Origin of the sequence: Paramicrobacterium fandaimingii, from assembly GCF_011751745.2 — a bacterium.
GTDB lineage: Bacteria > Actinomycetota > Actinomycetes > Actinomycetales > Microbacteriaceae > Paramicrobacterium > Paramicrobacterium fandaimingii.
Genome location: NZ_CP061170.1, coordinates 1483368 through 1507486, shown reverse-complemented (window position 1 = coordinate 1507486; position 24119 = coordinate 1483368). Strand labels below are relative to the sequence as shown.

General features: G+C 63.2%; 26 protein-coding genes. 4 read left to right on the top strand and 22 right to left on the bottom strand.

Annotated features, from left to right (window positions below):
* Window positions 1–135 precede the first annotated feature (135 nt).
* From HCR84_RS07310 to HCR84_RS07290, 5 genes are all read right to left on the bottom strand, one after another.
* The gene (locus HCR84_RS07310; RefSeq protein WP_166983442.1) at window positions 136–459 is read right to left on the bottom strand and encodes a DUF2469 domain-containing protein; all 324 of its coding nucleotides are present in this window, start codon (window positions 457–459) and stop codon (window positions 136–138) included.
* A 7-nt stretch (window positions 460–466) separates the two neighbouring features.
* On the bottom strand, window positions 467–1114 hold the full coding sequence (gene rnhB, locus HCR84_RS07305; protein WP_166983441.1) for a ribonuclease HII: 648 nt from the start codon (window positions 1112–1114) through the stop codon (window positions 467–469).
* Between the two features lie 11 nt (window positions 1115–1125).
* The gene (lepB, locus tag HCR84_RS07300) at window positions 1126–1860 is read right to left on the bottom strand and encodes a signal peptidase I (RefSeq protein WP_166983440.1); all 735 of its coding nucleotides are present in this window, start codon (window positions 1858–1860) and stop codon (window positions 1126–1128) included.
* Between the two features lie 64 nt (window positions 1861–1924).
* Entirely contained in the window at window positions 1925–2272 is a 348-nt protein-coding gene (rplS, locus tag HCR84_RS07295) for a 50S ribosomal protein L19 (RefSeq protein ID WP_166983439.1), read from the bottom strand.
* Between the two features lie 166 nt (window positions 2273–2438).
* Window positions 2439–2954: an MFS transporter gene (locus HCR84_RS07290; RefSeq protein ID WP_166983438.1), complete on the bottom strand. Its 516-nt coding sequence runs from the start codon at window positions 2952–2954 to the stop codon at window positions 2439–2441.
* An 85-nt stretch (window positions 2955–3039) separates the two neighbouring features.
* On the opposite strand from HCR84_RS07290, the gene map reads away from it, so the two are divergent.
* The gene (map, locus tag HCR84_RS07285) at window positions 3040–3804 is read left to right on the top strand and encodes a type I methionyl aminopeptidase (protein ID WP_166983437.1); all 765 of its coding nucleotides are present in this window, start codon (window positions 3040–3042) and stop codon (window positions 3802–3804) included.
* 3 nt (window positions 3805–3807) lie between these two features.
* On the opposite strand, the gene trmD is transcribed toward map, so the two are convergent.
* The 4 genes from trmD to rpsP are packed head-to-tail and all read right to left on the bottom strand — an operon-like array spanning window position 3808 to window position 5797.
* Window positions 3808–4494: a tRNA (guanosine(37)-N1)-methyltransferase TrmD gene (trmD, locus tag HCR84_RS07280; protein WP_166983436.1), complete on the bottom strand. Its 687-nt coding sequence runs from the start codon at window positions 4492–4494 to the stop codon at window positions 3808–3810.
* A 34-nt stretch (window positions 4495–4528) separates the two neighbouring features.
* Entirely contained in the window at window positions 4529–5164 is a 636-nt protein-coding gene (gene rimM / locus HCR84_RS07275; RefSeq protein ID WP_195706701.1) for a ribosome maturation factor RimM, read from the bottom strand.
* Entirely contained in the window at window positions 5121–5357 is a 237-nt protein-coding gene (locus HCR84_RS07270) for an RNA-binding protein (RefSeq protein WP_166983434.1), read from the bottom strand. Before HCR84_RS07270 ends, rimM begins: the two co-directional genes overlap by 44 nt.
* A 2-nt stretch (window positions 5358–5359) precedes the next feature.
* A complete protein-coding gene (gene rpsP / locus HCR84_RS07265; RefSeq protein WP_166983433.1) occupies window positions 5360–5797 on the bottom strand; it encodes a 30S ribosomal protein S16 in 438 nt (145 codons plus the stop codon).
* 242 nt (window positions 5798–6039) lie between these two features.
* Here rpsP and HCR84_RS07260 point away from each other — a divergent pair, with 242 nt between their 5' ends.
* The gene (locus HCR84_RS07260) at window positions 6040–7182 is read left to right on the top strand and encodes a glutamate--cysteine ligase (RefSeq protein ID WP_166983432.1); all 1143 of its coding nucleotides are present in this window, start codon (window positions 6040–6042) and stop codon (window positions 7180–7182) included.
* Here HCR84_RS07260 and ffh read toward each other — a convergent pair.
* On the bottom strand, window positions 7161–8717 hold the full coding sequence (gene ffh / locus HCR84_RS07255; RefSeq protein ID WP_166983431.1) for a signal recognition particle protein: 1557 nt from the start codon (window positions 8715–8717) through the stop codon (window positions 7161–7163). The two genes, HCR84_RS07260 and ffh, sit on opposite strands and share 22 nt — an antisense overlap.
* A 103-nt stretch (window positions 8718–8820) precedes the next feature.
* On the opposite strand from ffh, the gene lipB reads away from it, so the two are divergent.
* Window positions 8821–9465, top strand: a complete 645-nt coding sequence (gene lipB, locus HCR84_RS07250; protein ID WP_166983430.1) for a lipoyl(octanoyl) transferase LipB — start codon at window positions 8821–8823, stop codon at window positions 9463–9465.
* The gene (gene lipA / locus HCR84_RS07245; protein ID WP_166983429.1) at window positions 9462–10484 is read left to right on the top strand and encodes a lipoyl synthase; all 1023 of its coding nucleotides are present in this window, start codon (window positions 9462–9464) and stop codon (window positions 10482–10484) included. Before lipB ends, lipA begins: the two co-directional genes overlap by 4 nt.
* A gap of 5 nt (window positions 10485–10489) precedes the next feature.
* On the opposite strand, the gene HCR84_RS07240 is transcribed toward lipA, so the two are convergent.
* The 12 genes from HCR84_RS07240 to HCR84_RS07185 form a co-directional block, all read right to left on the bottom strand.
* Window positions 10490–10990, bottom strand: coding sequence for a DUF2004 domain-containing protein (locus HCR84_RS07240; RefSeq protein WP_166983428.1), 501 nt, complete (start codon window positions 10988–10990; stop codon window positions 10490–10492).
* Window positions 10991–11869, bottom strand: a complete 879-nt coding sequence (gene ftsY / locus HCR84_RS07235) for a signal recognition particle-docking protein FtsY (protein ID WP_166983427.1) — start codon at window positions 11867–11869, stop codon at window positions 10991–10993.
* Window positions 11870–11895: 26 nt separating this feature from the next.
* A complete protein-coding gene (locus HCR84_RS07230) occupies window positions 11896–15564 on the bottom strand; it encodes an AAA family ATPase (protein ID WP_166983426.1) in 3669 nt (1222 codons plus the stop codon).
* 321 nt (window positions 15565–15885) lie between these two features.
* On the bottom strand, window positions 15886–16638 hold the full coding sequence (locus HCR84_RS07225; RefSeq protein WP_166983425.1) for an ABC transporter permease: 753 nt from the start codon (window positions 16636–16638) through the stop codon (window positions 15886–15888).
* Window positions 16635–17306, bottom strand: coding sequence for an ABC transporter ATP-binding protein (locus HCR84_RS07220; protein ID WP_244972588.1), 672 nt, complete (start codon window positions 17304–17306; stop codon window positions 16635–16637). The genes HCR84_RS07225 and HCR84_RS07220 overlap by 4 nt, the downstream gene beginning before the upstream one ends.
* Window positions 17307–17356: 50 nt before the next feature.
* A complete protein-coding gene (locus HCR84_RS07215; RefSeq protein WP_195706700.1) occupies window positions 17357–17920 on the bottom strand; it encodes a TetR/AcrR family transcriptional regulator in 564 nt (187 codons plus the stop codon).
* Window positions 17921–18322: 402 nt separating this feature from the next.
* Complete coding sequence (gene mutM, locus HCR84_RS07210; RefSeq protein WP_166983423.1) at window positions 18323–19219, bottom strand: bifunctional DNA-formamidopyrimidine glycosylase/DNA-(apurinic or apyrimidinic site) lyase; 897 nt, start codon at window positions 19217–19219, stop codon at window positions 18323–18325.
* Complete coding sequence (gene rnc / locus HCR84_RS07205) at window positions 19203–19925, bottom strand: ribonuclease III (RefSeq protein ID WP_166983422.1); 723 nt, start codon at window positions 19923–19925, stop codon at window positions 19203–19205. Before rnc ends, mutM begins: the two co-directional genes overlap by 17 nt.
* A 1-nt stretch (window position 19926) precedes the next feature.
* Window positions 19927–20130 carry a 50S ribosomal protein L32 gene (gene rpmF, locus HCR84_RS07200; RefSeq protein ID WP_166983421.1) on the bottom strand — a complete coding sequence of 68 codons (204 nt, stop codon included), beginning with the start codon at window positions 20128–20130 and terminating at the stop codon, window positions 19927–19929.
* Between the two features lie 2 nt (window positions 20131–20132).
* Complete coding sequence (locus tag HCR84_RS07195; RefSeq protein WP_166983847.1) at window positions 20133–20627, bottom strand: YceD family protein; 495 nt, start codon at window positions 20625–20627, stop codon at window positions 20133–20135.
* A 77-nt stretch (window positions 20628–20704) separates the two neighbouring features.
* Window positions 20705–22948 carry a transglutaminase TgpA family protein gene (locus HCR84_RS07190; protein ID WP_166983420.1) on the bottom strand — a complete coding sequence of 748 codons (2244 nt, stop codon included), beginning with the start codon at window positions 22946–22948 and terminating at the stop codon, window positions 20705–20707.
* Entirely contained in the window at window positions 22941–24113 is a 1173-nt protein-coding gene (locus tag HCR84_RS07185) for a DUF58 domain-containing protein (protein ID WP_166983419.1), read from the bottom strand. Before HCR84_RS07185 ends, HCR84_RS07190 begins: the two co-directional genes overlap by 8 nt.
* Window positions 24114–24119: the final 6 nt, after the last annotated feature.

Genomic DNA, 24119 nt, shown 5'->3' with positions numbered 1-24119 from the left:
CGTGTCGCCGCGGCATCGTGCTCGCGAGGGCCTCACGCCCATCTGTGAGCGCGTCGAGTCATGGGGCAGGCTGTGGACGACGATTCGCGTGGCGTGACCTGGGGACGACGCCGGCACGCGGCATCCGGAATTCGACTACTCGTCGAGAGCGAGATCCTTGGGAAGCTCGAACTCTCTGCTCTGCAACTCCTCGATGTTGACGTCTTTGAACGTGAGCACACGCACCGATTTCACGAAGCGGTCCGAACGGTAGATATCCCACACCCAGACGTCTTTCATCGTGATCTCGAAGTAGAAATCGTGCTCCGTGTCTCGGCGGACGAGCTCGACGTCGTTCGCCAGATAGAAGCGGCGCTCGGTCTCGATCACATAGCCAAATTGCCCGACGACGTCACGGTACTCACGAAATAGTGCAAGCTCGACCTCACGGTCGTAGTCCTCGAAATCCTCTTCATCCATTGTCGTCTCATCCTACGTGGTTCTTGAGCCAGGTTCGGCGGTGCAGCGGTGTCGGCCCGTTCAGCTTGATCGCTTCCATGTGCACCGAAGATCCGTATCCCTTATTGGCAAGCCATTCGTACTCTGGGTACATCTCGTGCTGGGCGATCATCATGGTGTCGCGGTGCACCTTTGCGACGACGGATGCCCCAGAGATCGATGCGCAGTCACGGTCGCCTTTCACCCGCGTTCGCACGTCGAGGGGGTGAGTGAGCATCGGAGAAAGGTAGTCGTGGTTGCCGTCGAGCAGGATCACTCCCGAGGCAACGGCGAGTCCTTGTTCGTGCAGAACGCCGAGGGCGCGCTTGGCCGCCAACCCGAGCGCAGCAATGATGCCGATGTCGTCGACCTCGCCAGGGCTCGCAAGGCCAACGGCGGAATGCAGAGCCCACGACTGCACGATGGGCGCGAGCATCGTGCGTTTCTTCTCACTGAGCATCTTCGAATCACGGAGTCCCTCGGGGATGCTCACGTGCGTCGCATCGACGACGGCCATTCCCACCGCGACAGGTCCCGCGACGGCTCCGCGGCCGACTTCGTCGCAGCCGATCACAAACGGGGCTCCAGCGGTGAGCAGCTCAGACTCGACGTCAAGCCTCGGATCACAGACAACCATGCACGACTCGCTTAGCTCCCAGCATCCGGAATTCCTGCAAAAGTCTCAGGATAGTCGCTGAGCCACTGCCATCGTGCGAGAGGCCAACTGATCACGAAGGCACGGCCGACAACGTTATCAACAGGCACGTAGCCCTTTCCCGGTGTGTTTCCGTTGTACCGGGAATCCTTCGAGTTATAGCGGTTGTCTCCCATCACCCAAAGTGAATCATCGGGCACGGTCACATCGAACGACGTCGCCGAGACGGCCTGAGCCGACTGAGGGAGCAGCAGGTAAGGCTCGTTGAGCGGCACACCGTTGACGCTCATCTGCCCGAGTGTGTTGCAGCAGGTCACATGGTCGCCCGGCAGTCCGATCACGCGCTTGATGAGATGGTCGTTGCTGTCGCTCACAGAAAGACCAACCGAGTTGAGCAGCCCGTCCCATGCGCTGACGATCCACGGAACGTCGGCGGCAGGTGGGGGCGAGTTCAGCCATCCGCCCGGGTCCGTGAACACGACGACGTCGCCGCGCTGCATATCGACGATGTCGGGGACGAGCTCATTGACGATGATGCGGTCATCGATCTGCAGCGTGTTCTCCATCGACCCCGAGGGAATGTAGAACGAGCGAACGAGAAATGTCTTCACGAGGAACGACACCAGCAGCGCCACGATCACAATGATCACCAGGTCGCGAAGGAACGCGAGCGCTCCGCGCCGCCGTCTGTCTGCGGGATTCTCCGCCGTCATTGATTCTTCTGTCATTAATCAGTCCGAGCTCCCCACCAGTCTAGGTGGGGAGCTCGGGACGTCTGACCAACGGCGCGGATCAGTTTGCGCGCTTCTCGCGAATCTTCGCCTTCTTGCCGTGCAGCTTTCGCAGGTAGTAGATCTTTGCGCGACGCACGTCACCGCGCGACACGAGCTCGATCTTGTCGATGACCGGCGAGTGAACGGGGAACGTACGCTCGACGCCCACCTGGAAGCTCACCTTGCGAACCGTGAAGGTCTCACGTACGCCGTGGCCCTGACGGGCGATGACGGCGCCCTGGAATACCTGAACACGCGAACGAGTTCCCTCGATGATGTTCACGTGAACCTTGACGGTGTCACCGGGGCGGAAGTCGGGGACGTCGGACTTGAGTGATGCTGCATCGACGCTGTCGAGGATGTGCATGATTGTTCGCTCTCTGCGCCCGCCACAGGTCGAGCGCGAATCATTAGGACGTTGAAGGTGCATGCCCTTTTCGGATTACTCCGGTGCGCATAAGTTCCCCTGAGGCAGAACCGAGCCAAGGCACAAGCGTCAATTCTGCCACGATTGTGGCTTAGACGCCAATCGATCAGGCGCTTTTGTCCTGGGGCCCTTCGTAGATGACAAAGACGTCGTCAGCGGATTTCGGACTGTCGTCTCGAGTGCGCGGAGGAGTCACCGTGCTGTGGCCGCCCGCTCCGGCCATCGATTCAAACTCTCTCAGCGTTGCGCGTGCTTTGCGCGTGACGCTGCGCACGAGCTCCCACAGTGCGACCCAGAATGCCGTGAGGCCGAAGACCGCGGTGAGCACGGCGAAGAGGGATGCTGTCGATCCAAAGCATCCGAAGCCGATGATGCTTGCGTGCCACGCGGCCAAAATTCCCACGTCGATCCATGAAAGCGCATTGTGCTCGCGCACTTCAGCGCGGCCATAGATCACAAGCGTGACGATCAGCAGCGAGACAAAGAGAATCGGTGCAGCGACGACGACGCCGAAAAACGTCCATGCGCTCCCGCCCCAGATGCCCCAGCCGACGAAAAGCCAGAGGGGAAGAAGCAGCACCGCGGCGAGTTGCCAGTAGTAGACGGCCCTGCGAAGAAACATGACCTCATGCTAGGTCGGCAAACTGAGAGAACAACCCACGCCCACTGCGTACTCGCTGGCTGAAAGAATGGACGTGGAGGAACCAATGATCGAATTGAAGACGCCAGACGAAATTGAGCAGATGCGGCCAGCTGGACGCTTTGTCGCCGACACTCTGAGCGCGTTGGCGGATGCCGCTGACGTCGGTGTGAACCTGCTCGACCTCGACAGGCTCGCCCACGATAGAATTCGCGCTGCCGGCGCCGAGTCCTGCTACATCGACTACCACCCGTCGTTCGGCGCCATGCCCTTCGGAAAGGTGCTGTGCACCTCGGTGAACGACGCGGTGCTGCATGGGCTTCCTCGCGACTATCGCCTCCGCGACGGCGACCTGCTCAGCGTCGACTTTGCGGCATCCGTCAATGGCTGGGTCTCCGACTCTGCGCTCAGCGTGATTGTGGGAACGCCGCGTGACGAAGATGTTCGGCTCATCGACGTGACGACCCGCGCACTCGACGCGGGAATCGCCGCGGCGAATACGGGCGGAAAGATCGGCGACATCTCCGCCGCAATCGCCGAGATCGCGCACGACGCGGGGTACTCGATCAACACTGACTTCGGAGGGCACGGTGTCGGCCGCACGATGCACGGCGAGCCACACGTTCCCAATGATGGTCGTGCCGGCCGGGGTTACCCGTTGCGCTCCGGCCTTGTCATCGCCATCGAACCGTGGTTCCTTCTGACGACGGACAAGCTGGTGACGGATGCCGACGGCTGGACGCTCCGCAGCGCAGACGGCTCGCGCGGCGCACATATGGAGCACACCATCGCGATCACCGATGACGGCCCCATCGTACTGACGCAGCGCTGACGGCTATTCGGGCAGCAGGTCGGGGCGAACGCGTCGCGTCCGTTCGATCTGCTGCTCGCGGCGCCACGTGTCGACAGCACCGTGATTGCCGCTGAGCAGCACGGCGGGCACCTCACGTGAGCGCCAGACGGAGGGTTTCGTGTAGCTGGGGTACTCGAGCAGTCCGTCTTCGTGCGACTCCTGAACAAGGCTCTCCGGGTTGCCGACGACACCGGGAACGAGACGCCCGATCGCCTCAATCATGGCCATCACCGCGACCTCTCCCCCGTTGAGCACATAGTCGCCGAGGCTCACGAGCTTCATGCGCGCCCGGGTCTGAGTGTGGTCGAACACCCTTTGGTCAATTCCCTCATAGCGACCGCATCCGAAAACCAGGTGGGACTCCTCGGCCAGCTCACGCGCCATGCGCTGTGTGAAGACCTCGCCTGCGGGCGACGGAAAGATCACCAGCGGATCGTCGGCCTCCTCAATCACATCATCGAGGGCCTCACCCCACGGCTCCGGCTTCATCACCATCCCCGCTCCGCCCCCGTACGGCGTGTCGTCGACCGTGCGATGTCTGTCGTGCGTGTAATCGCGCAGGTTGTGAACGCCGAGTTCAATCACTCCGCTCTGACGGGCGCGTCCGAGTAACGAGATGTCGAGAACTCCGAAGAACTCGGGAAAGATCGTGACGATGTCGAAGCGCATCTCACCAGTCTCCCATCGCCGTGACTGTGCAGCGCTACTCGACTGGGCCGGATGCGTGCTTCGCGCGGGTCTCGCTACCGTCGTCCGGTGCCTCCTCGAAGAGCCCATAGGGCGGAGTCACGGTGACCGTACCGGCGTCGATGTCGACGAGCGGAACGATTGCGGCGACGAACGGAACCATGACGTCCCCGTTGTCTGTTGCAACGATGAGAAGATCTTGCGAAGGAAGATGGTCGACGCGACTCACTGAGCCGACGTCAACACCGTCGCGATGCACGCGCAAGCCGACGAGCTGGTGGTCGTACCAGGCGTTCTCTTCCGTCGACTGGTCTGCGTCGTCCGTCCAGAGGATCGCCTTGACGAGCGACTCGGCGGCCGTGCGATCCGACACACCCTCGAAGAAGGCGACGGGCGCTCCGTTGTACCACCGCAGTTCCGAGAGCACGATCGACGAACCGTGCCACGGTGACGTTGAAGGAACCTGAAGGCTGAACGCGGAGCCGGGAACGAATCGACGATCTGGATCGTCGGTGAAAAGCTCAAGTTTGAGGGCGCCCTTGAGTCCGTGCGCCTTCGAGAGACGTCCGACGCGGAGCGATGTACGGCGAGGGTCTTGCTGTGCCACGTCAGTCGTCAGTGTCGACCACGTCGACGCGAACGCGCGAGCCATCGGCAAGCGCTCCGACGACGGTGCGCAGTGCCTTCGCCGTGCGACCCGCGCGACCGATGACCCGGCCAAGGTCCTCGGGGTTCACGCGAACCTCGAGGACCTCGCCGCGAGACGTACTCTTGGCAAGAACATTCACGTCGTCAGGGTTCTCGACGATTCCCTTGACGAGGTGCTCCAGAGCGGGTGCGAGCAAGACTAGGCCTGCTCTTCGGCCGGCGCCTCAGCTGCGTCAGCTTCCTTGGCCTCGTCAGCGGGCTTCTCAGCCGCCTTCTCGGCAGGCTTCTCAGCCTTGGGCTTGAGTACAGGCTTCTTCTTCTCGTCAGCCACGAACTCCGCCTTGGCGTCGGCCAGCTTCACCGTCGAAACGGCGTCCTTGTCGCCCTTGAAGGTTCCCCAGTCGCCCGTGAGCTTGAGCAGCGCGAGCACCTGCTCGGTGGGCTGAGCGCCAACCGACAGCCAGTACTGAGCGCGGTCGGAGTTGACCTGAATGAGCGAAGGCTCTTCGGTCGGGTGGTACTTGCCGATCTCCTCGATGACCCGACCATCGCGCTTGGTGCGCGAGTCGGCGACGACGATACGGTAATAGGGCGAACGGATCTTTCCGAAGCGCTTCAAACGAATCTTGACAGCCACAATTCTCCTGAGATGTCTGTTGGTTGGTGTGCTCGGCCCGACCGGTGGGGTACACAGACGGCACGAAAACTAGTGGTAGGCGATGGTTGCCGGATAGAGGGTCGAGCAACCAGAGCTTCAGCGATATATTCTGCCAGATTACCGGGCCGACCGCTAATTGATCATTCGAGCGGCCCGTCGCATCATCCTGCATTGATCGCGCGTGTGAGGATAGTGACCCGGGCAGAGGAAGGTCACAGGCCATGACGATCGAATTCGCGCAATCGGCCAGGTCGTCGATCGGCATCGAATGGGAGCTCGCCCTCGTCGACCAGAAGACAGGCGAACTCGCCAATGCGGCCGGTGACGTGCTCAGAGATCTGCGTCGTGCCGACGGCAAAGATCATCCTCAGATCGTCTCCGAACTCCTTCAGAACACCGTCGAGCTCGTGAGCGGTGTGCACACGAGAGTGTCGGATGCCGTCACGGAGCTCTCCCGCCTTCTCGACGACCTGCGCACCATCGCCGCAGCACGCAACGTCGTTCCGATCGCCTCGGGCACGCATCCGTTTGGTCAGTGGTTCGACCAACCGGTCACGGACAAGGAGCGCTACCACAAGCTCATTGAGCGCACACAATGGTGGGGCCGAAATATGCTCATCTGGGGCGTGCACGTGCATGTGGGGCTCGACGACGTCGACAAGGCTCTGCCGATCGTCGCGGGGATGCTGCGGTTTTTTCCGCATCTTCTTGCCCTGTCGGCGTCGAGCCCGTTCTGGGGCGGTGTCGACACGGGGTACGCCTCGAATCGCTCGCTCATGTTTCAGCAGCTGCCGACCGCGGGGCTTCCGTACGAGCAGATTCGCACGTGGAGCGACTACGAGCGCTACGTTGACGACGAGCTGTCGACAGGAATCATCGAGGACCAGACGGAGGTGCGCTGGGACGTGAGGCCGTCGGCTACGTGGGGAACCGTCGAGGTGCGCTTTTGCGACAGCACGTCGACCGCTGCGGAACTCGCCGGCATCGCTGCGCTCGTGCATTGCCTCGTCGATGACCTCGCGCAGAGGCTGGATGACGGGGAAAGCCTCGCTGAGCTGCCGCCGTGGTTCGTGCGCGAGAACAAATGGCGAGCGGCACGCTACGGGCTCGACGCGACGATCATCATCGACAGCGAGGGTCGCCAGCGGTCAGTCGCCGACGACATCGCTGCGCTCATTGCGCGTCTCGAACCTGTCAGCCACCGTCTCGGCTGCGCCGCCGAATTGTCATCGCTCCACGGCATCATCGCCGACGGGGGAAGCAGCGCCAGACAGCGGAAGGCGGCCGCGGAATCGAACGGTGATCTCACCGTCGTTGTTGCGCAGCTCGCGCGCGAGCTTGGTCAGCGCCCGAGAAACTTCTGAAGCGAAGCGAGCTCTTCTTCACTCGGCTCCGGCGTACCGCCCGCGCCAAGCCCGAAGCCGTTACCCGCCGGCGCCTTCGTCGTCTCGCTGATGCCAGCGTCCTCTGCTGCCCGCTTTGCGGGGTTGCCCGAGCGCGAACCGCCCTTCTTCTTGCCCTTCTTCGCCTTGCGAGCGCCACCGCCACCGCGGGCTCCGGGCACGGGACCCATGCCGGGAATCTGCGGAACTCCACCCTTGGCAACGGTCTTCATCATCTTCGCGGCTTGCTCAAAGCGATTGACGAGCTGGTTGACGTCGGTGACGGTTGACCCCGAGCCCCGCGCGATGCGCAGTCGCCGAGAGCCGTTGAGGAGTTTCGGGTTGGTTCGCTCCGCGCGCGTCATCGATTGAATGATCGCCTCGGTGCGCACAATTTCATTCTCGTCGAAATTGTCGAGCTGCTCGCGCTGCTGCGCCATGCCAGGCAGCATCCCCATCATCTTCTTGATGGAGCCCATGTTGCGCAGCTGCTGCATCTGCTTGAGGAAGTCGTCGAGGGTGAACGTGTCTGTCGCGAACTTCTCTGCGACCTGACGCGCCTCCTCTTCGTCGAACGCCTCCTGCGCCTGCTCGATCAGGGTGAGAATGTCACCGAGGTCGAGAATGCGGCTCGCCATGCGATCGGGGTGGAACGGCTCAAAATCACCAAGCCCCTCCCCCGTCGACGCGAACATGATCGGCCGGCCGGTGACCGACGCGACAGACAGCGCGGCTCCACCGCGCGCGTCGCCGTCGAGCTTCGACAGCACGACCCCGGTGAAGTCCACTCCATCTTGAAAGGCCTTTGCCGTTGCCACGGCATCCTGACCGATCATGGCGTCGATGACGAACAGCACTTCGTCTGGGTCGACGGCCTTGCGAATGTTCGCTGCCTGCTTCATGAGTTCGGCATCAACGCCGAGTCTGCCGGCCGTGTCGATGATGACCGTGTCGTACTGCTTGTCACGCGCGTGCTTGATGGAGTCTTTTGCCACGCGAATCGGGTCACCGACGCCGTTGCCTGGCTCGGGAGCGAAGATATTCGCTCCGGCCTGCTCGGCCACGACGCTCAGCTGCGTCACCGCGTTGGGACGCTGCAGGTCACAGGCGACGAGAAGCGGAGTGTGGCCGTCTTTCGCCAGCCACTGCGCGAGCTTTCCCGCAAGCGTCGTCTTTCCGGCGCCCTGGAGGCCGGCGAGCATGATCACCGTCGGCGGAGTCTTGGCGAACTCCAGCCGACGCTGCTCACCTCCGAGAATGCCGATGAGCTCGTCGTTCACGATCTGAACGACCTGCTGTGCCGGGTTCAGTGCCTTGCTCACCTCGTCACCGAGCGCACGTTCGCGAATTCGCGACGTGAAGTCTTTCACAACGTCGAAGGCGACGTCGGCGTCGATGAGTGCACGCCGGATCTCCCGGACGGTGCCGTCGATGTCCGAGGCCGAGAGCGTGCCCTTCTTGCGAAGATTCTTGAAGGTCTCTGCGAGGCGGTCTGAGAGGGTTCCGAATGTAGCCATTTGGACACAGATTCTACTGGGTTTCGCTGGACGAGTGCGCCACGGGGGCGACACGACGCGAAATCGTTTTATAGACGCAGTACATTAACGCTACGGTGAAGAAATGCTGACAACATCAACAGTCGGGCTTGCCCCCAATTTCGTCCCCTATCTCGACGCGTGGTCCCTGCAGCGCGCAACTCATCGCCAGGTTGCCGACCGCACACGTCCTGAGACGCTGCTGCTTCTCGAGCACGAGGCCGTGTACACGGCGGGCAAACGCACAGAAGCCAGCGAGCGCCCAGACGACGGCACGCCGGTGATCGACGTCGATCGTGGAGGGAAGATCACCTGGCACGGCCCTGGGCAGCTTGTCGGCTACCCGATCCTGAGACTCCCCGACCCCATCGATGTTGTCGCGTATGTTCGCACGCTCGAAACGACGCTCATCGAGGTTCTCACCGAGCTCGGCATCGATGCCGTTCAGGTTCGGGATCGTTCGGGAGTGTGGGTGCATGGCCGCGATCGCGACGCGAAGATCGCGGCGATCGGCGTTCGCGTCGCAGAAGGCGTCACCATGCACGGCTTCGCGCTGAATTGCGACAACGACCTCGACCCGTTCGAGCACATTGTCGCGTGCGGCATCCGGGATGCCGGTGTCACAAGCATCACGGAGCAGCTCGGTCGGCGCGTATCGCCGGCTGACATGGCGGATTCGGTCACGCGCGCCATCGTCGACGCATTCGACACTGCTGAGGTGGTCGCATGAGCGGGTGCGGAGTGGAGAGCGGAGATCAGGCTGCGGCGACAGCGCCCTCGGGAAGACAGCTTCTGCGCCTTGAGGTGAGAAACGCGCAGACGCCCATCGAACGCAAGCCGGAGTGGATCAAGACCCGGGCACGCATGGGTCCTGAGTTCACCCAGCTCAGCGCACTCGTCACAGACGAGAATCTGCACACGGTCTGCCAAGAGGCAGGCTGCCCGAACATCTACGAATGTTGGGAAGACCGTGAGGCGACGTTTCTGATCGGCGGTTCACAGTGCACGCGGCGCTGCGACTTCTGCCAGATCGACACGGGAAAGCCCGCGGCGTACGACACGGATGAGCCGCGGCGGGTTGCCGAGAGTGTTGCACGTATGGGTCTGCGCTATGCGACCATCACCAGCGTCGCCCGCGACGACCTCCCCGACACCGGTGCCTGGTTGAACGCCGAGACGGTGCGTCAGATACGCGCCCACAATCCAAATACCGGCGTCGAGCTGCTTGCCAACGAGCACAACGGCGATCCCGCGTTTCTCGGCGAAATCTTCGCTGCACGCCCCGAGGTGTTCGCCCACAATGTCGAGACTGTTCCCCGCCTCTTCAAGCGCATACGCCCCGCGTTTCGCTATGAGCGCTCGCTCGGAGTGCTCACGCAGGCACACGACGCGGGGCTCATCACCAAGTCGAACCTCATTCTGGGAATGGGCGAAGAGCCCGAGGAGGTCATCACCGCGCTGCACGACCTGCGCACGGCCGGCACCGACATCATCACGTTGACGCAGTATCTGCGGCCGTCAGCGCGACACATGCCGATAGCGCGCTGGGTCAAGCCTCAGGAGTTCATCGAGCACAAAGAGGCCGCAGAGCAAATGGGCTTTCTCGGGGTGCTTGCCGGGCCGCTCGTGCGCTCGTCGTACCGAGCGGGAAGGCTCTGGGCGCAGTCGATGGTCGCCTCAAAGCGTCCCGTTCCCGATGCGCTGCGTCACCTTGCCGATGACACGCGGCCCTTTGCCCAGGCGGTCTGACCGGCTCAGTCGAGAAAGTCAGTCGAAACGGGCTCGCCGCTCATGCTCAGATGCACGAGCAGAGCGAGCTCGTTCTCATCTGGCGCCAGAGCGAACTCGAGAGACACGAAGGAGTCTCCTTCTCCGATTTGGTGCGGGTGGAATGCCACGCGCAACAGTTCGAGCGAGCGAATGACGTCAATGCCGAGGTCACCGGATTCGCGGGTGATGAAGGCGGTGAGCTCGGAGCCGAAACGCTCTTCGATCTCGAGCAGAAAAGCAGCGACATCGGATGCCGGTGTGCCGAGCTCTGCAACAAGAGCCTCCCGCGCCCGCAAATCGAGCCCCTCGAGGGTGGCGATCATGGCCTGAGCCACCTCGAGAGCCTCGTCGCTCACCGTCACCTGCGGCGGTGTGCTCAGTGTGACATCGACGGACTGATCGCCGGCCTCGACGCTCTCTGACCAGAAGAGTGCGCCAGAGGCATCCGATTCGATGACTCCGAAATAGTCGTGCTCGATTCCCATTTACGCCCCCACGAGGTTCTGGGCGAAGACGTGAGGGGTGAAACCGGTGATGTCGCCGATGCCCTCGCCTTGGCCGATGAGCTTGATTGGCAGTCCCGTTCGCTCTTGAACGGCGAGCACGAAACCGCCCTTCGCAGAGCCGTCGAGCTTCGTGAGCACGAGCCCCGTGACGCCGGCGTGCTCAATGAATGCCTGCGCCTGCTGCACGCCGTTTTGGCCCGTTGTCGCGTCGAGCACAAGCAGCACCTCCGCAATGGGCGTCTGCTTTTCGACGACGCGGCGGATCTTCGACAGCTCGTCCATGAGCCCGCCCTTTGTGTGCAGACGACCGGCCGTGTCGATGAGCACGATCTCGGTTCCGGCGCTGAGGGCGTGCTCAACGGTCTGATAGGCGACCGATGCAGGATCCTGCCCAGGGTGCTGGGGTTTGACGATGGCGACGCCCGCTCGCTCTGCCCAGGTTCCGAGCTGCTCGACGGCGGCCGCACGGAACGTATCTGCGGCTCCGACGACAACGCTGCGCCCCGCATTGCTGATGAAGCGCGCGAGCTTGCCGATGGTTGTCGTCTTGCCAACGCCGTTCACACCGACCATCAGCACGACTGCTGGTCGTTCGCTCAGCGTCAGCGTCGGATCGAAGCGCGACAGCCGCTCATCGACGGTTTCCCGCAGCATCCGCTGAAGATCGCGGGGGTCGGTTGTGTGATACCGGTCAACGTTCGCACGAAGCTCGTCGATAATCGCCTCGGCGATGTCAGAGCCGAAGTCGGCGGTGATGAGTGCGTACTCGAGGTCGTCCCAGGTCGACTCGTCGATGGTGGGCCTCCGGAACATGCCTTTCAGGGCGCCGGAGAGCGACCACGGGGTGCTATCTGCCATGGTTCAAGCGTAGCCGCCAGCACGCGTCACGCGCTCGCGGGTTCTCGCTCGTCGGCGAGCCGCTGTCCGACCACGGCCGACACGCCGTCCTGGCGCATCGAGACGCCGTAGAGGGCGTCGGCGATCTCCATCGTGCGCTTCTGGTGCGTGATGACGATGAGCTGCGACGCTTCGCGCAGCGATTCGAAGATTGTGAGCAGCCGACCGAGGTTTGCATCGTCGAGGGCTGCCTCCACCTCGTCCATGATGTAGAACGGGCTGGGGCGAGCCTTGAAGATGGCGATGAGCAGCGCGACAGCGGCGAGTGAACGCTCGCCGCCCGAGAGCAGCGACAATCGCTTGATCTTCTTGCCCGCGGGGCGCACAGCCACGTCGATCCCCGTGTTCAGCATGTCATCGGGATTTGTGAGGGCGATGCTCCCCGTTCCCCCGGGGAACAAGATGGGAAACACCTCGCTGAACGCCTGCTTCGTGTCTTCGAAGGCATCCCGGAAGATCGTCTGCATCTTGTCGTCGAGTTCGTCGATGATGGTGAGCAGATCTTTGCGTGTATTCGTGAGGTCGGTAAGCTGCTCCGTGAGAAATTTGTGTCTCTGCTCGAGAGCGGCGAACTCTTCGAGCGCCAGCGGGTTCACCCGACCCAGCTTCTGCAGCTGGCGTTCGGCCTTCTCGAGACGTCGCTGCTGCTCTGCTCGATCGTAGGGAACGGTTTCGAATTCCGGCCCGGCCTCGGTGTCGATGGCTTCCTCGTGATGCGGCTTCGCAGGTGGCTCAGCGTGGGCACTCCCCCCATCATCCGCGTCCTCGTTGCCACCCGCGGCCTCGTCGGCTTCCGGGTCGCTCTCGGCCGGTTCGGGCAGCTCTGGAGCGTCGGCAACATCGACGGGAACCGGCACATCGGGGCCATACTCGGCGACAAGCACGTCTTCGACAAGCCCCAGCTCGCTTCCCGCGCGCTCGAGAAAGCTCGACAGCTGCAGCTTCTTCTCATAGATCTGCAGCTCGAGACCATGCACATCTTCGGTCACGGCCTGCAGACGCTGGCGCAGCGCCGCCTCTTCCTGTCGCAGTGTGGTGAGCTCCTGATTCTGGCTGGCGCGCTGCTCTTCGGCTTTCGCGAGGGTCACGGATGCTTCGCGCACCGAGCGGTCGACGGAAGCGAGCACATCAGGAAGCGCGTCGGCCACTCGCGAGGCGGCTTCCAGCTGCCTGCGCCTGATGACGGCGCGGCGGGCCGCAGCGTCCGCCGCCTGCTTCTCACGCTCACGGCGCTGCGTGAGCGAGCGCACCTGCTCGTGCTGAGCAGAGACCCGCTCACGCGCGGTCTCCACGTGGAATCGCGCCTCCACCTCCGCCTCGCGGGCGCGCTCGCGTTCGGCCGCGAGCTCGTCACGGGCCGAGACGTCGAGAATGGGCCTCGGGCGACTCTGCGCCGTCGCAAGAGATGCTTTCACCGTCTCGCTCGCTCGCTCTGCCTCGACAACGGCAGCGTCTGACTCGGCGAGCGACGCCGTGAGGCGTTCACATTCGGCAACGGAGGCGTCGTATTGCACCTTCGCCTTGTTGAGGGCTTCCGTCTCAGCGGCAAGCTGTGCGTCGAGCTCCCTCAGAGACTGCAGCGCACGCTGGGACTGTTCCTTTGCCGCCGTATGCTCGACACGCTGCTCGTCGAGCTCGAAGCGCGAGCGCTCGATGATGCTCACAACCTCAGCGTGGCGTTCGTCGGCGGCATCCCGCTCGGCGAGAAGCTCAATGCGGCCCTGTGTTCCGCCCGAGCCTCCTCGCAGCACATGTTCGGTGATGACGTCGCCGTCTTCGGTGACAAAGGTGATCTGACCGGCAGCGCCTCTGAGTTCTTTGCGCGCGCCGCGAGCGGCGCCGATATCGGCGACGATGCCGATGTGGTCGAGAAGCCCCAGAACCCCGTCAGGTGCAGTGACGACGGATGCCGCGGAGACGACGGATGCGCTCGGCCACGCGATTTCGCGACGCGGTCCGTCAGCGAGAACCACTTCGACCCGACCGAGGTCGTTCTGCTTGGCGTAGGCGAGCGCGTGTTCGGCCTCTGCCGATCCGGCCGCGAGAACCGCGTCGGCAAGCGTGCCGAGCCCTGCCGTGACGGCGGCCTCGTAGCCGGGCTTCACCTGCACGCTGTCAGCGACGATTCCCGTGACTCCGTCAAGCTTCGCCGCCACCATGTCCGCGGCGCCGTCGCGAATGTCGAGGGCACGAGAGAGCGCACTCGTCTTCGCAGCGAGGGCATCGCGTTCCCGCTCGTGCCCGTGCAGAACATCGCGGAGCCTGTCGATCTCTGCTTCCGCGTCGAAGACTCGTGACTGCGCGAGCTCGTAGGCCTCATCGAGCCCCGACTCGTTCACGCTGCTCTCGCTCGATGCGCTCTCGATCTCGTCAAAGCGATGGTGGGCCTCGTCACGGCGCTGCACCGCAGCATCCAGTGAATTTTGCTGGCGCAGCTTCTCTCCACGCACGGCAGCGAGTTTCGAACCGGCCGTTTCGACCTGCCCCGACAGCTTGGCGATGTCGAGATCGTGTTGAGAGACCAAATCGCTCTGCGCCTGAATCTCCTGATCGACGGCGTCGAGGCGCTCCCGCGTCTGCGCCGTGTGCGTGCGCGCCGCCTCTGAACGCTGCTCTGCCGTCGCGATGTCGTCGCGCAGCTGCGCGAGCTCGCCCTCGGCGTCGGCGATCATCTGCTCAGAGACGGTCGACGACGACTCGGTCTGCTCCGTCTGCGCGTCGAGCAGCGCTATGCGCTGGCCCGTCAGCGTGTGCAGGTTGCGCAGCCGCTGCTGCACGGAATCAAGCTCGTACGAGACACGGCGAGCGTCATCGACGGAATCGCCCAGTTGCGCCTTCTCGATGTGCGCAATGCGAAGCTGCTTCTGCTCAAGCTGCTCTTGCAGCACAATGCGCTCCGTGTGCCTCTCGCTCTCGGAACGGCCAAATGAGTCAAGCGTCGTGCGCAGCGTCACGACGTCGTCTGCGAGAATTCGCGCACGGGCATCGCGCACGACGGCGGCGATCGTCTGTGCCTCTCTCGCAATCTCCGCCTGCCGTCCGAGCGGCTTGAGCTGCCGCCGAATCTCCCCCGCGAGGTCGCTCAAGCGAGTGAGGTTCGTCTCCATCGCCTCGAGCTTGCGCACGGTCTTCTCTTTGCGGCGTCGATGCTTGAGAATTCCGGCGGCCTCTTCAATGAAGCCTCGTCGTTCTTCGGGGCTTGCGTGCAGCACGGTGTCGAGGCGACCCTGCCCGACGATGACGTGCATCTCGCGGCCAAGCCCGGAGTCGCTGAGCAGCTCCTGCACGTCGAGCAGGCGGCATCCCTCTCCGTTGATCGCGTACTCGCTGCCGCCGTTGCGGAAGAGAGTGCGGCTGATCGTGACCTCGGAGTACTCAATGGGAAGAGCGCCGTCTGAATTATCGATTGTGAGCGTGACTTCGGCGCGGCCGAGCGGCCCGCGCGTTGACGTGCCGGCGAAAATGACGTCTTCCATCTTTCCGCCGCGCAGGTTCTTGACGCCCTGCTCCCCCATCACCCAGGCAAGGGCGTCGACGACATTCGATTTTCCCGATCCGTTCGGCCCGACGACGCAGGTCACCCCTGGCTCGAAGGCAAAAGAGGTCGACTGAGCGAACGACTTGAAGCCCTTGAGGGTGAGGCTCTTCAAATACAACGCGCTGGCCTTTCGCCGACCGAGATGATGCGGAACTCTGTGGTCTACGGTAACGGATCACGGCCGTGATTCCGCGGAACCAGCGGGCTCGTCGTGTGACGCGGTCATGAGCGGCGCCTCAGCGCTATCGCAGACTGATCAGGCGAGAGCGAAGCGCGCGGTGGCCGCTGTCGAAGGGAAGACCTGGAACGACTACCGTTCCGACTGAATTCGCAAGGCCGCCATCGAACGTCAAATCGAAATCATCGGATGCATCGGAGTTTCACACCGCCCGCGTGTCAGCGATGCGAGAAACGGCACGCCGCATCCCGGAGCTGCGAGTCAATGGTCGAGCTGGAGGCGCTTCCAGGCCAGGCACGTAAACGCAGAAAAGGCAAGCGGAATGACACCGCTGACGGCGAGTTGCACGGTGGTGACGGTGGTTCCGTCCGACATGGCCCAGAGCGCGGGTGCGGCCAGCGGCATCCACCCTCCGCCCCCCGCGAGGGCTCCCACTTGCGCGATGACGACCAGTGCGACGGTGCTTGCGACTGCGGCGAGAAGTGAACGAGTGATGGTGGCAATTAAGGCAACCGGGATAGCGAGCCCTGCCGAGAGTATCCCCAGTGCGCAGAGCCGTCCGAGTGCCGTCCAGGTCTCGACCCCTGGCGAGCCATACCCGGACAGAAGCCCGAGGGCAAGCACACTGACAACGAGGGCGATGCTGACCGAGGCGGCCCAGATCGCGTAGACGACAAGCTTCGCGAGCGCGATGCGGCTCCGGCTGATGGGCAGAGCGAAGAGGCCGGTGATCGTGCCGTCTGTGAACTCGCGGCCGAACATCCAGGCCAACACGATCCCGAAACCGAGGATGCCGACGACGGCGGTGATCTGTGACGCGCCCGCGAGGAGACCATCCCAGTCCAGTGCGGCAGCGGCTCCGGCTTGTCCGATGAGCTCAGGGTTTCCGCTGGCGACGCCTGCGGTGATACCGCCGAGCAGCGCGACCATGCCGATGACAATGGCGAGGGTGGCGATCACTCCGACGAGAGACCGCGTCAGTTTGAGCTCCTCGACGCGGATCACCGCGTTCATCTCGCCTCCTCAACGACTTCTCGGTGTGTATCGTCCAGTCGGATGCGCTCGAAGAACGCGCGTTCGAGATCAGCACCTGTGGTGTCGAGCTGTCCGATCAGTCGGCCTGCGTTCATCAGCAGTACCCGGTCCGCAATCCGCGATACTTCGTCGAGGTGGTGGCTGCTGACCACGATCGCCGCGCCCTCTCCAGCGCGCCTGGTGAGTTGTTCACGCAGCAGGATCACTGAGGCGGGATCGAGCGCGTTGCTCGGCTCGTCCAGCACGATCAACCGGGGATCGTGCTGGAGCGCTGCGGCCAGGCCGACACGTTGCCGGTTGCCCAGCGAGAGACGACGGAACCGGCGATCGGCAACCGGGTCGAGCTCCCATGCCTCCATCGAGTTCTCCACCCGCCCTGGGTCACAGCCGTGGAGCAGGCAGGCGATGTGCAGGTTCTGTTGAACGGTCAACTCCGGGTAGGCCAGCGGCACCTCGATCAGCGCACCCACCTGCGCCCACCCGTCTGCGGGCACATCGTCCAACACGTGGTCAAGGATCCGCACTGTGCCCTGTTGAGGTCGGAGCATCCCGAGCGCAAGCCGCATCAGTGTGGTCTTGCCGGCCCCGTTCAAACCAATCAGCGCCACGATTTCGCCCGGTCCGACCTCGAATGTCAGATCGGACACGCCAGCGCCACCTCGAAATTTGCGGGTGACCATCTCGAACTGGAGCACGCCTAGTTACCTCCCAGTGTGTCGAGGGCCGAGTCAAGCGTGGAGTCCAACGAAGTAGGCTCCGACCGCGCCCAGTTCAGCAGAGCGTTGCTCAGGCCGGCGATGACGGCAGTTGCCGCGACTCGTGCCTGCTCCGAACACGCTCCACGATCCATCAACGCTTGCACAAGGGCAGCGATGGTTTTCTCACTGTTGCGTTCGATCCCGCCCCGCAGTGTCGGTGCTTCAGCAATGATCCGAAGTCGGTCATGCAGTAGCTTCGCGTCCTCGGCACCAATTCGCGTCCATGCCTGTCTAATCCCCTCTGCCAACGCACGCATGTTGGACTCATTCGCAGGACGCGCGCGAACTGCCTCGGCCATCGACGGATCGAACTGGTCATCCAGAAGCAGCGCTTCCTTGGTTGGGAAGTGCCGGAACAGAGTCATCTCGCTTACGCCCGCGCGATTTGCGATCTCGGCTGTCGCCGTCGCGTCATAGCCGTGCTCAGCAAACAATGTCCACGCAGCGCGCCTCAACGCTTCATGCGTTCGAACCCAGCGAACCATACACGTAATGTTAGTCACTAACAATTATCGATGCAAGAGTCGCGCTGATCCGAGTTCATTGGTTCAACGCGGTCGAGCGTCTCGGCACCGCAAGTCTTCCCGCGTTGCTCGACTACCTGACCTCTTCTTGCGGATGGCAACCGTTAGTCGCGTGCCGTTCTGGCTCCACCGTCCTCGGAGTACCCGACAAATGCACGAGCAGCGAAGAGCGAGGCCGTCGCCACACCGACACCAGGCGTCCAATGCATCCCCGAACTCCCCCGGTGCTGGTCATCTCTCGCATATCAGCCACTCCGCGTACGTCAACGTCATTGCACGCTCCCGGTCCACCTAGACTTCAGGTACAGAGAGTCGAAGCGGGGCCTAACCAACACAAGTACGGCGAGCCGCCCAAGGACCTGCATGCGCCAAGCGCATTGGCTAGCGTTTCCGCTGGCATACCGGGCAGAAGTGCGACGCGCGGTTCATGAATTTCTCCCTCGCGATAGGGCTACCGCAGCGGTTGCAGGGCTCTCCCCCGCGGCCGTAGACGTTGAGCGAATGCGAGAAGTAACCGGACTCTCCGTTGACATTCACATACTGCGCATCGAAGCTTGTGCCGCCCTCGGCCAGAGCCTTTTCGAGCACCTCGGCGACCGCATCGAGCAGTGTTGCTATGCGTACACGCGACATGCGGGATGCCGGTTGCTCACCATGTACGCCGGCGGCCCACAGCGCTTCATCCGCATAGATGTTGCCGATGCCGCTGATCAGCGTCTGATCGAGGAGGACGCGCTTGATCGCTGATCGTCTGGATCGGATGCGGGAGATCACCGCGTCTTTGTCGAGCGCCGGGTCGAGAACGTCACGCGCGATGTGTGCCATCTGCGACGGAATGCTCGGTGTAGCCGTCGCGCCACCGGCAAAGCCTGCAGGGCATCCATCTGCTGTCGGCACGAGCCTGTCAACGGCCATGCTTCCGAAGATGCGCTGATCGGCGAAGTTCACGCACAGCTCCCCGTGCTGCGGGTGCTCGATCATCAGGGCGATGCGCGTGTGTCGATCGTCGACCCCGGGCTCGCGCAGCAGCACCTGCCCGCTCATGCCCAGATGAGTGACAAGAGCCTCGGTGCCGCCGAGCGGGAACCAGAGAAACTTCCCGCGACGAACGGCTCCCGCGAGGCGCCGACCGGTCAGCACATCGGCGAATTCGCCTACCGTGCGGTCGTGGCGTCTCAGTGATCGTTCGTCACGAACATCCACTGCTGTCACGAAGGCACCGGTCACGGCCGGTTCGAGACCTCGCCTGACGACCTCGACCTCAGGAAGTTCGGGCATTGAGCTCAGTCCAGGCAGTCAGGGCCGCGGCCATTTCTGCCTGCTTCTTGCTCGTTCCCGTGCCCGTCGCGGCAACAAGATCGCCAACGGTCACTGTCGCCGAGAAGCGGCGGTCGTGATCGGGACCCGTGCTCTCTACCGCGTACTCGGGAGAGGGCGCGCCACGCTCGTTCGCGGCTTCCTGAAGGTGTGTCTTCGGGTCCATCGCGGCGCCGAAGCGTGCGGTGTCGTGCAGCAGCGGACCGATGAGGCGCATGACCGTCGCTGTTGCGGCATCCTGACCCTTGTCAAGATAGACAGCGCCGAACAGCGCCTCCATGGTGTCCGCAAGAATCGATGACTTTTCTCGACCGCCCGTGAGCACTTCACCGTTGCCGAGCAGAATGTATTGGCCGAGCCCGATTGTCGTCGCCACCTCTGCGAGTGCGACTGTCGAGACGACGGCCGCGCGCATCTGTGCGAGGTCACCCTCTGAAAGTGTGGGGTTGTCGCGGTAGAGCGCCGTTGTGATGGCGAGTCCGAGAACGGAGTCGCCAAGAAACTCAAGACGCTCATTGTGCGGGGAACCGCCATGCTCGTACGCGTACGAGCGATGCGTGAGCGCAAGTTCGAGTAGGTCTGCGTCAAGCGAAACACCGAGGACCGCCAGAAGCGGCCCTCGGTCAATGGTTTCTCGCTCGCGACGAGCGGATGCGGCGTGCCGCACCTTAGACGTCGGCGACCTTGCGTCCCTTGTACTCAAGGAACAGCTCGGTTCCGGCTGAGTCGGTGACGACCTTTGCACGGTGCGGGAGGCTGTAGGTGACCTGGCCGTTTTCAACGGTCTTCACCAGCGCGGGGGCGCTAGCCTTCCACTGCGAACGACGGGCGTGGGTGTTTGCCCGCGACTTCTTTCGCTTGGGAACAGCCATGGTTATCTCTCTTCTCTGTCTGACGCACTCGAGTCTTCGGTGCCTGGGCTTGAGGAGAACCGGGCGAGTGCTTCCCAACGGGGATCCAACAGCTCACGGGGTTCTTTCTCCGGGTGATCAGCCAAACGCGCGCCAGACTCGGGGTCGAGTCCGGGGCAATCTGGCCGGCACACCGGCTGAAACGGCAGTGATAGAACCACTGCGTCTCTGACAAGAGGTTCAAGATCCACGTGGTCATCGTGAACCGCCTGCTCAGAAGCTTCCTCAGTAGAATACGCGAAAAGTTCCTGAATCTCGACTTGAACGTTTTGGGCCATGTCGGTCAGGCATCGTCCGCACTGCCCCGTTGCCGTTGCGGTCACGTCAGCCGTGACAAGAATTCCCTCGTGCACCGACTCGAGTCGGACATCTTCGCTGATCTCTGAGCCTTGTTTGACCGAGATCAGACCCTCGCCAAGCTGCTCGGGTGCCACGACGGTCAGTTCGTGCTCACGCATATGCCCTGGGCGACCGAGGAGATCGTGAACTCCGATCGCAAACGGGCCTTTCTTGCTTCCACTCACAGGGGACAAGTCTACCGGGCGAGGTTGGCTGTCGGCTGGACGCCGCGCGAGAACACCGATGCAGGCCAGACCACTGCCCTCAGCCTCTCACCACGGGAAGCCGCCGATTCAAGAGCGGCGATGATGGCTCGGGCATCCGAGTCGGCCCCCTGCGGCTCTGCACTGCGCTGCGGGCCGAACCGCGCATGCTCGACGCGACGCACAAGTCGATCGATCGCATCGCTTGCCTCGTCATCGGCGCCGACACGAGACCGGATTCTCTCTCCCAACATCCGGGGTGTGTCGGCAGGCGGATGCTGCCAGCCCAGGTCGCGCGCGGTGTCCACGACTTCCGCCCATGCCTCCGTCACGCTGTCCGCCCTCGTTCTCGCCCGATGCATCCGTCGCGCCCTTCTCGACGAACGCACCAGTGTGGGAATCAGAAGCAGGGCGATCAGCGCGACACATGTGATGCCCACCGGAACCAGGTTCGGTTCTGCCTCGTCGCGCTGGGTCGGAACGGCGGCTTCGGTTTCGGGAGTCTCCGAGGCATCCGGCTCAGACGATCTCTCGATGGTTCGAGGATCTACGTCGTCTGGCCCCGCCGCCTCGGCCGTTGACGTCTCCTCCGGAGCATAACTCGGAGTGCCGCCTCGCCCTGGAGTTGGCTCGAAGGCCACCCAGCCAGCTCCTTCGAAATACAGTTCGGGCCAAGCATGCAGATCATCGGAGCGCACCACATGTGTTCCTCCGGCCTCTTCGTCGCCGGGCAGAAAACCGAGGACGATGCGTGAGGGAATGTCGATCATGCGCGCCATTGTCGCCATCGTCGCCGCGAAATGCACACAGTATCCAGCCCGCCGCTCGAGGAATGTTGCAATCACCCCAAGGCTGTCCCCGTCGTAGCCCTGAGCAACAGGTGCTGACAGCGAGTACGCGAAATCGCCATCGCGAAGAAACGATTGAATTGCGTAAGCCCTCTCGTAGGGGTTGTCTATCCCGTCAATGACGTTCTCGAGAGTTCGCGTGATGAGTGCGGGAATCTCGCTTGGCAGTTCACGCTCAGCTGTGAAAATTCCTCGGTCGGGTACATCAGCGGCACGCATCCGTGTCACCGTCGGCTCTGCGCGCACCGACGACACAGTGTATTCGAGGCCGACAGTGCTGTCTGTTCGACTGCTCATCGTCTCATCGGCCGGATCCCACAGCCACGTACCCTCCGCGCCATGAACCTCGATCGCGCCATCGGGAATCGGCAGAACTCGGTCTCGGAGACCCGCGATGGCCACCTCCGTCTTGACGAGCGTTCCCGTCAGAGAATCGGATGCATCTGAGCGCACGAGACTGCTTCCCTCTTCCACGGTGAACAAGCCCGATCGCTCGCGCGTCGACTCCCACGTCGACCCGTCGAACGAGTCAAGGGTCATCAGGCGAAATCGTTCGGGGTCATCGGCGGAGGACGTATATCGAAACTGAACCGAGTTGCCGGTGCGCTGAAGATCTTCTCCCAAGTGCAGAAGCGGAGACACTCCAGAGGCGAGCGTCGACGACGACGTGACTCTGAACGGGTTCGTGCCATAGAACCCCGGCACCGCTGCCGCGCCGATGCCCGCAACGGATGCCGCCACAACCCCGACAGCCAGCATGCGGGCGAGACCTCCACGTGATCGTTCCCGCGCACGATCAGCCCAAAGCACGAACAGGTAGGCGAGTGCGGTCGCCGCGAAGGGGGCAAAGGGAATCTCGTCAAGCAAAATTGACGGCGGCACCACAATCGCAAGGGAGACGAGCCCAACGGGAGCTGCTGTTGCGGCCGCCGTTGCCATGAGATCAACGGTCACCGATGCCATCAGACTGGCGAAGATTAAGAGAAACGTGATCCCTGCATCGGCATACGCGGGAATCGACTGTCGATAAATTGATTCCCCCGCAGATTGGGAGAGCTCCACGAAGTGGCCAATGGTCGCCGGCGTCGGAATCACACCGACAAGCGCGGTTCCTCCCCCGCATACCGCCGTGATGCCCAGCACGCCGGTGGCAGCCCCAACGAAGCTTCCGAGAAGCCGCGAGAGTCCGGCCACGCGCGCGACGGCCGCCGCCCCGTTGACAGCGACCACGACGACGATGCAGCCCAGCCACCAACCGACGCCGTCGACGACCGGCAGAAACGCCGAAAGGGACGCGACGATCAGAAGCGAGAGGGCAATGCTGAGAGGAACGTGTCGACGGCCGTCGCGCATTGCGCTGCGGCGGATCGTCCCGTGCTCGTCAGCCATGAACGAGCCTCCTCTGCAGACGATCCCAGCTCGCCGCGACATCTACCCGATCAGCGAGTCCCGCGGCAACCCACGGTGCGGGCACAGCCGCTCGGGACAGACCGGATCCCGACGCGACAAACGCGACAGCCGGAACGGCGTTCGCAGCGATGGCGACAAGATCACCGAGCCGATCGACATCGGACGTGAGAACGAAAATGGGGATGCGGTCGGAGAATCGCCGTTCGCTGCGAAGCGCAATATCGCGAGCTGCGCCGAGTGTGCCGCCTGGCCAGACGGCGAGTGCTGTGAGAATCGCGTGAGGATCGCGGGGAGGCGCGTCGACCCAGGTGGTGTCAGATTCGGCGAACGTCACTCGGAAGCCTTCATTACTCAGGTGCACGGCGATCGAGGCCGCCAAATCGACGAGAGCGTCGGCTCGCACGTGTCCCGCTGCGACGTCAAGCAGGATGAGCGTCTCGGGGTCAGCCTGGGGCTCCTCCTGGCGCACCATCAGTTGGCCGTGTCGAGCCGTTGCTCGCCAGTGCACTCGCCTCAGCGGATCACCCGGGCGATAGTCCCTGGCGATCAGCTCATCGGCGCGCGGCGCTGTCGGACGGGTTCTGTCATGCTGATTCCCCTCTCCCGCCGGCGGAATGAGATCACCTGCCGCGAGGACGCTCACGAGAGGAAGAACGAGAATTCCGGTGCTTTCGCCGACAGATCGAGACATGTCGCAGACGCCAAGTGCATCTGAGAGGGTGATGCGGAACGGTCCGATGTCGTACCGGCCGCGAACGGACGGGACAACCTTGTAGCGAACCGCAGCCCGTCCTCCGCGCATCATCCGTCGCGGAGGCAGAACGCCCGTCGGGGCCGGGCCGAAGGTGCTGGGAATCGAATCCGTCCATCCGCTGACGGCGGCCAGTGAACCCGTTGCGTGAATCTCGCACACGATCTCGAGAGACTCACCACACTGGCCGTCCTCGGGAACGCGCCGGACGACGCGCACTTTCGCCTTCTGGCTGGCGACAGACACCGCGCACAGCACGACGACGATCATCAGAAAGACGGCGACGAAGAGCCCCTCGCGCCGCTCCAACAGCGTGCCAAGCGCCAGACTGGCGAACGATGTCCAGACGAGTGCCCATCCCCGCGCCGTGAGGCGAATCGTGCGCACCGACATGATCGC

What these genes read in the sequence shown, in the direction of transcription:
- mutM (WP_166983423.1), bottom strand. Translation starts at nt 19,219, where the DNA reads ATGCCCGAACTTCCTGAGGTCGAGGTCGTCAGGCGAGGTCTCGAACCG.
- HCR84_RS07190 (WP_166983420.1), bottom strand. Translation starts at nt 22,948, where the DNA reads ATGGCTGACGAGCACGGGACGATCCGCCGCAGCGCAATGCGCGACGGC.
- trmD (WP_166983436.1), bottom strand. Translation starts at nt 4,494, where the DNA reads ATGCGCTTCGACATCGTCACGATCTTTCCCGAGTTCTTCGGAGTTCTC.
- ffh (WP_166983431.1), bottom strand. Translation starts at nt 8,717, where the DNA reads ATGGCTACATTCGGAACCCTCTCAGACCGCCTCGCAGAGACCTTCAAG.
- lipB (WP_166983430.1), top strand. Translation starts at nt 8,821, where the DNA reads ATGCTGACAACATCAACAGTCGGGCTTGCCCCCAATTTCGTCCCCTAT.
- lipA (WP_166983429.1), top strand. Translation starts at nt 9,462, where the DNA reads ATGAGCGGGTGCGGAGTGGAGAGCGGAGATCAGGCTGCGGCGACAGCG.
- HCR84_RS07185 (WP_166983419.1), bottom strand. Translation starts at nt 24,113, where the DNA reads ATGTCGGTGCGCACGATTCGCCTCACGGCGCGGGGATGGGCACTCGTC.
- rplS (WP_166983439.1), bottom strand. Translation starts at nt 2,272, where the DNA reads ATGCACATCCTCGACAGCGTCGATGCAGCATCACTCAAGTCCGACGTC.
- rpmF (WP_166983421.1), bottom strand. Translation starts at nt 20,130, where the DNA reads ATGGCTGTTCCCAAGCGAAAGAAGTCGCGGGCAAACACCCACGCCCGT.
- rnhB (WP_166983441.1), bottom strand. Translation starts at nt 1,114, where the DNA reads ATGGTTGTCTGTGATCCGAGGCTTGACGTCGAGTCTGAGCTGCTCACC.
- HCR84_RS07225 (WP_166983425.1), bottom strand. Translation starts at nt 16,638, where the DNA reads ATGAACGCGGTGATCCGCGTCGAGGAGCTCAAACTGACGCGGTCTCTC.
- ftsY (WP_166983427.1), bottom strand. Translation starts at nt 11,869, where the DNA reads ATGGCAGATAGCACCCCGTGGTCGCTCTCCGGCGCCCTGAAAGGCATG.
- HCR84_RS07290 (WP_166983438.1), bottom strand. Translation starts at nt 2,954, where the DNA reads ATGTTTCTTCGCAGGGCCGTCTACTACTGGCAACTCGCCGCGGTGCTG.
- HCR84_RS07260 (WP_166983432.1), top strand. Translation starts at nt 6,040, where the DNA reads ATGACGATCGAATTCGCGCAATCGGCCAGGTCGTCGATCGGCATCGAA.
- map (WP_166983437.1), top strand. Translation starts at nt 3,040, where the DNA reads ATGATCGAATTGAAGACGCCAGACGAAATTGAGCAGATGCGGCCAGCT.
- HCR84_RS07240 (WP_166983428.1), bottom strand. Translation starts at nt 10,990, where the DNA reads ATGGGAATCGAGCACGACTATTTCGGAGTCATCGAATCGGATGCCTCT.
- HCR84_RS07310 (WP_166983442.1), bottom strand. Translation starts at nt 459, where the DNA reads ATGGATGAAGAGGATTTCGAGGACTACGACCGTGAGGTCGAGCTTGCA.
- lepB (WP_166983440.1), bottom strand. Translation starts at nt 1,860, where the DNA reads ATGACAGAAGAATCAATGACGGCGGAGAATCCCGCAGACAGACGGCGG.
- HCR84_RS07195 (WP_166983847.1), bottom strand. Translation starts at nt 20,627, where the DNA reads ATGCGTGAGCACGAACTGACCGTCGTGGCACCCGAGCAGCTTGGCGAG.
- rimM (WP_195706701.1), bottom strand. Translation starts at nt 5,164, where the DNA reads ATGGCTCGCGCGTTCGCGTCGACGTGGTCGACACTGACGACTGACGTG.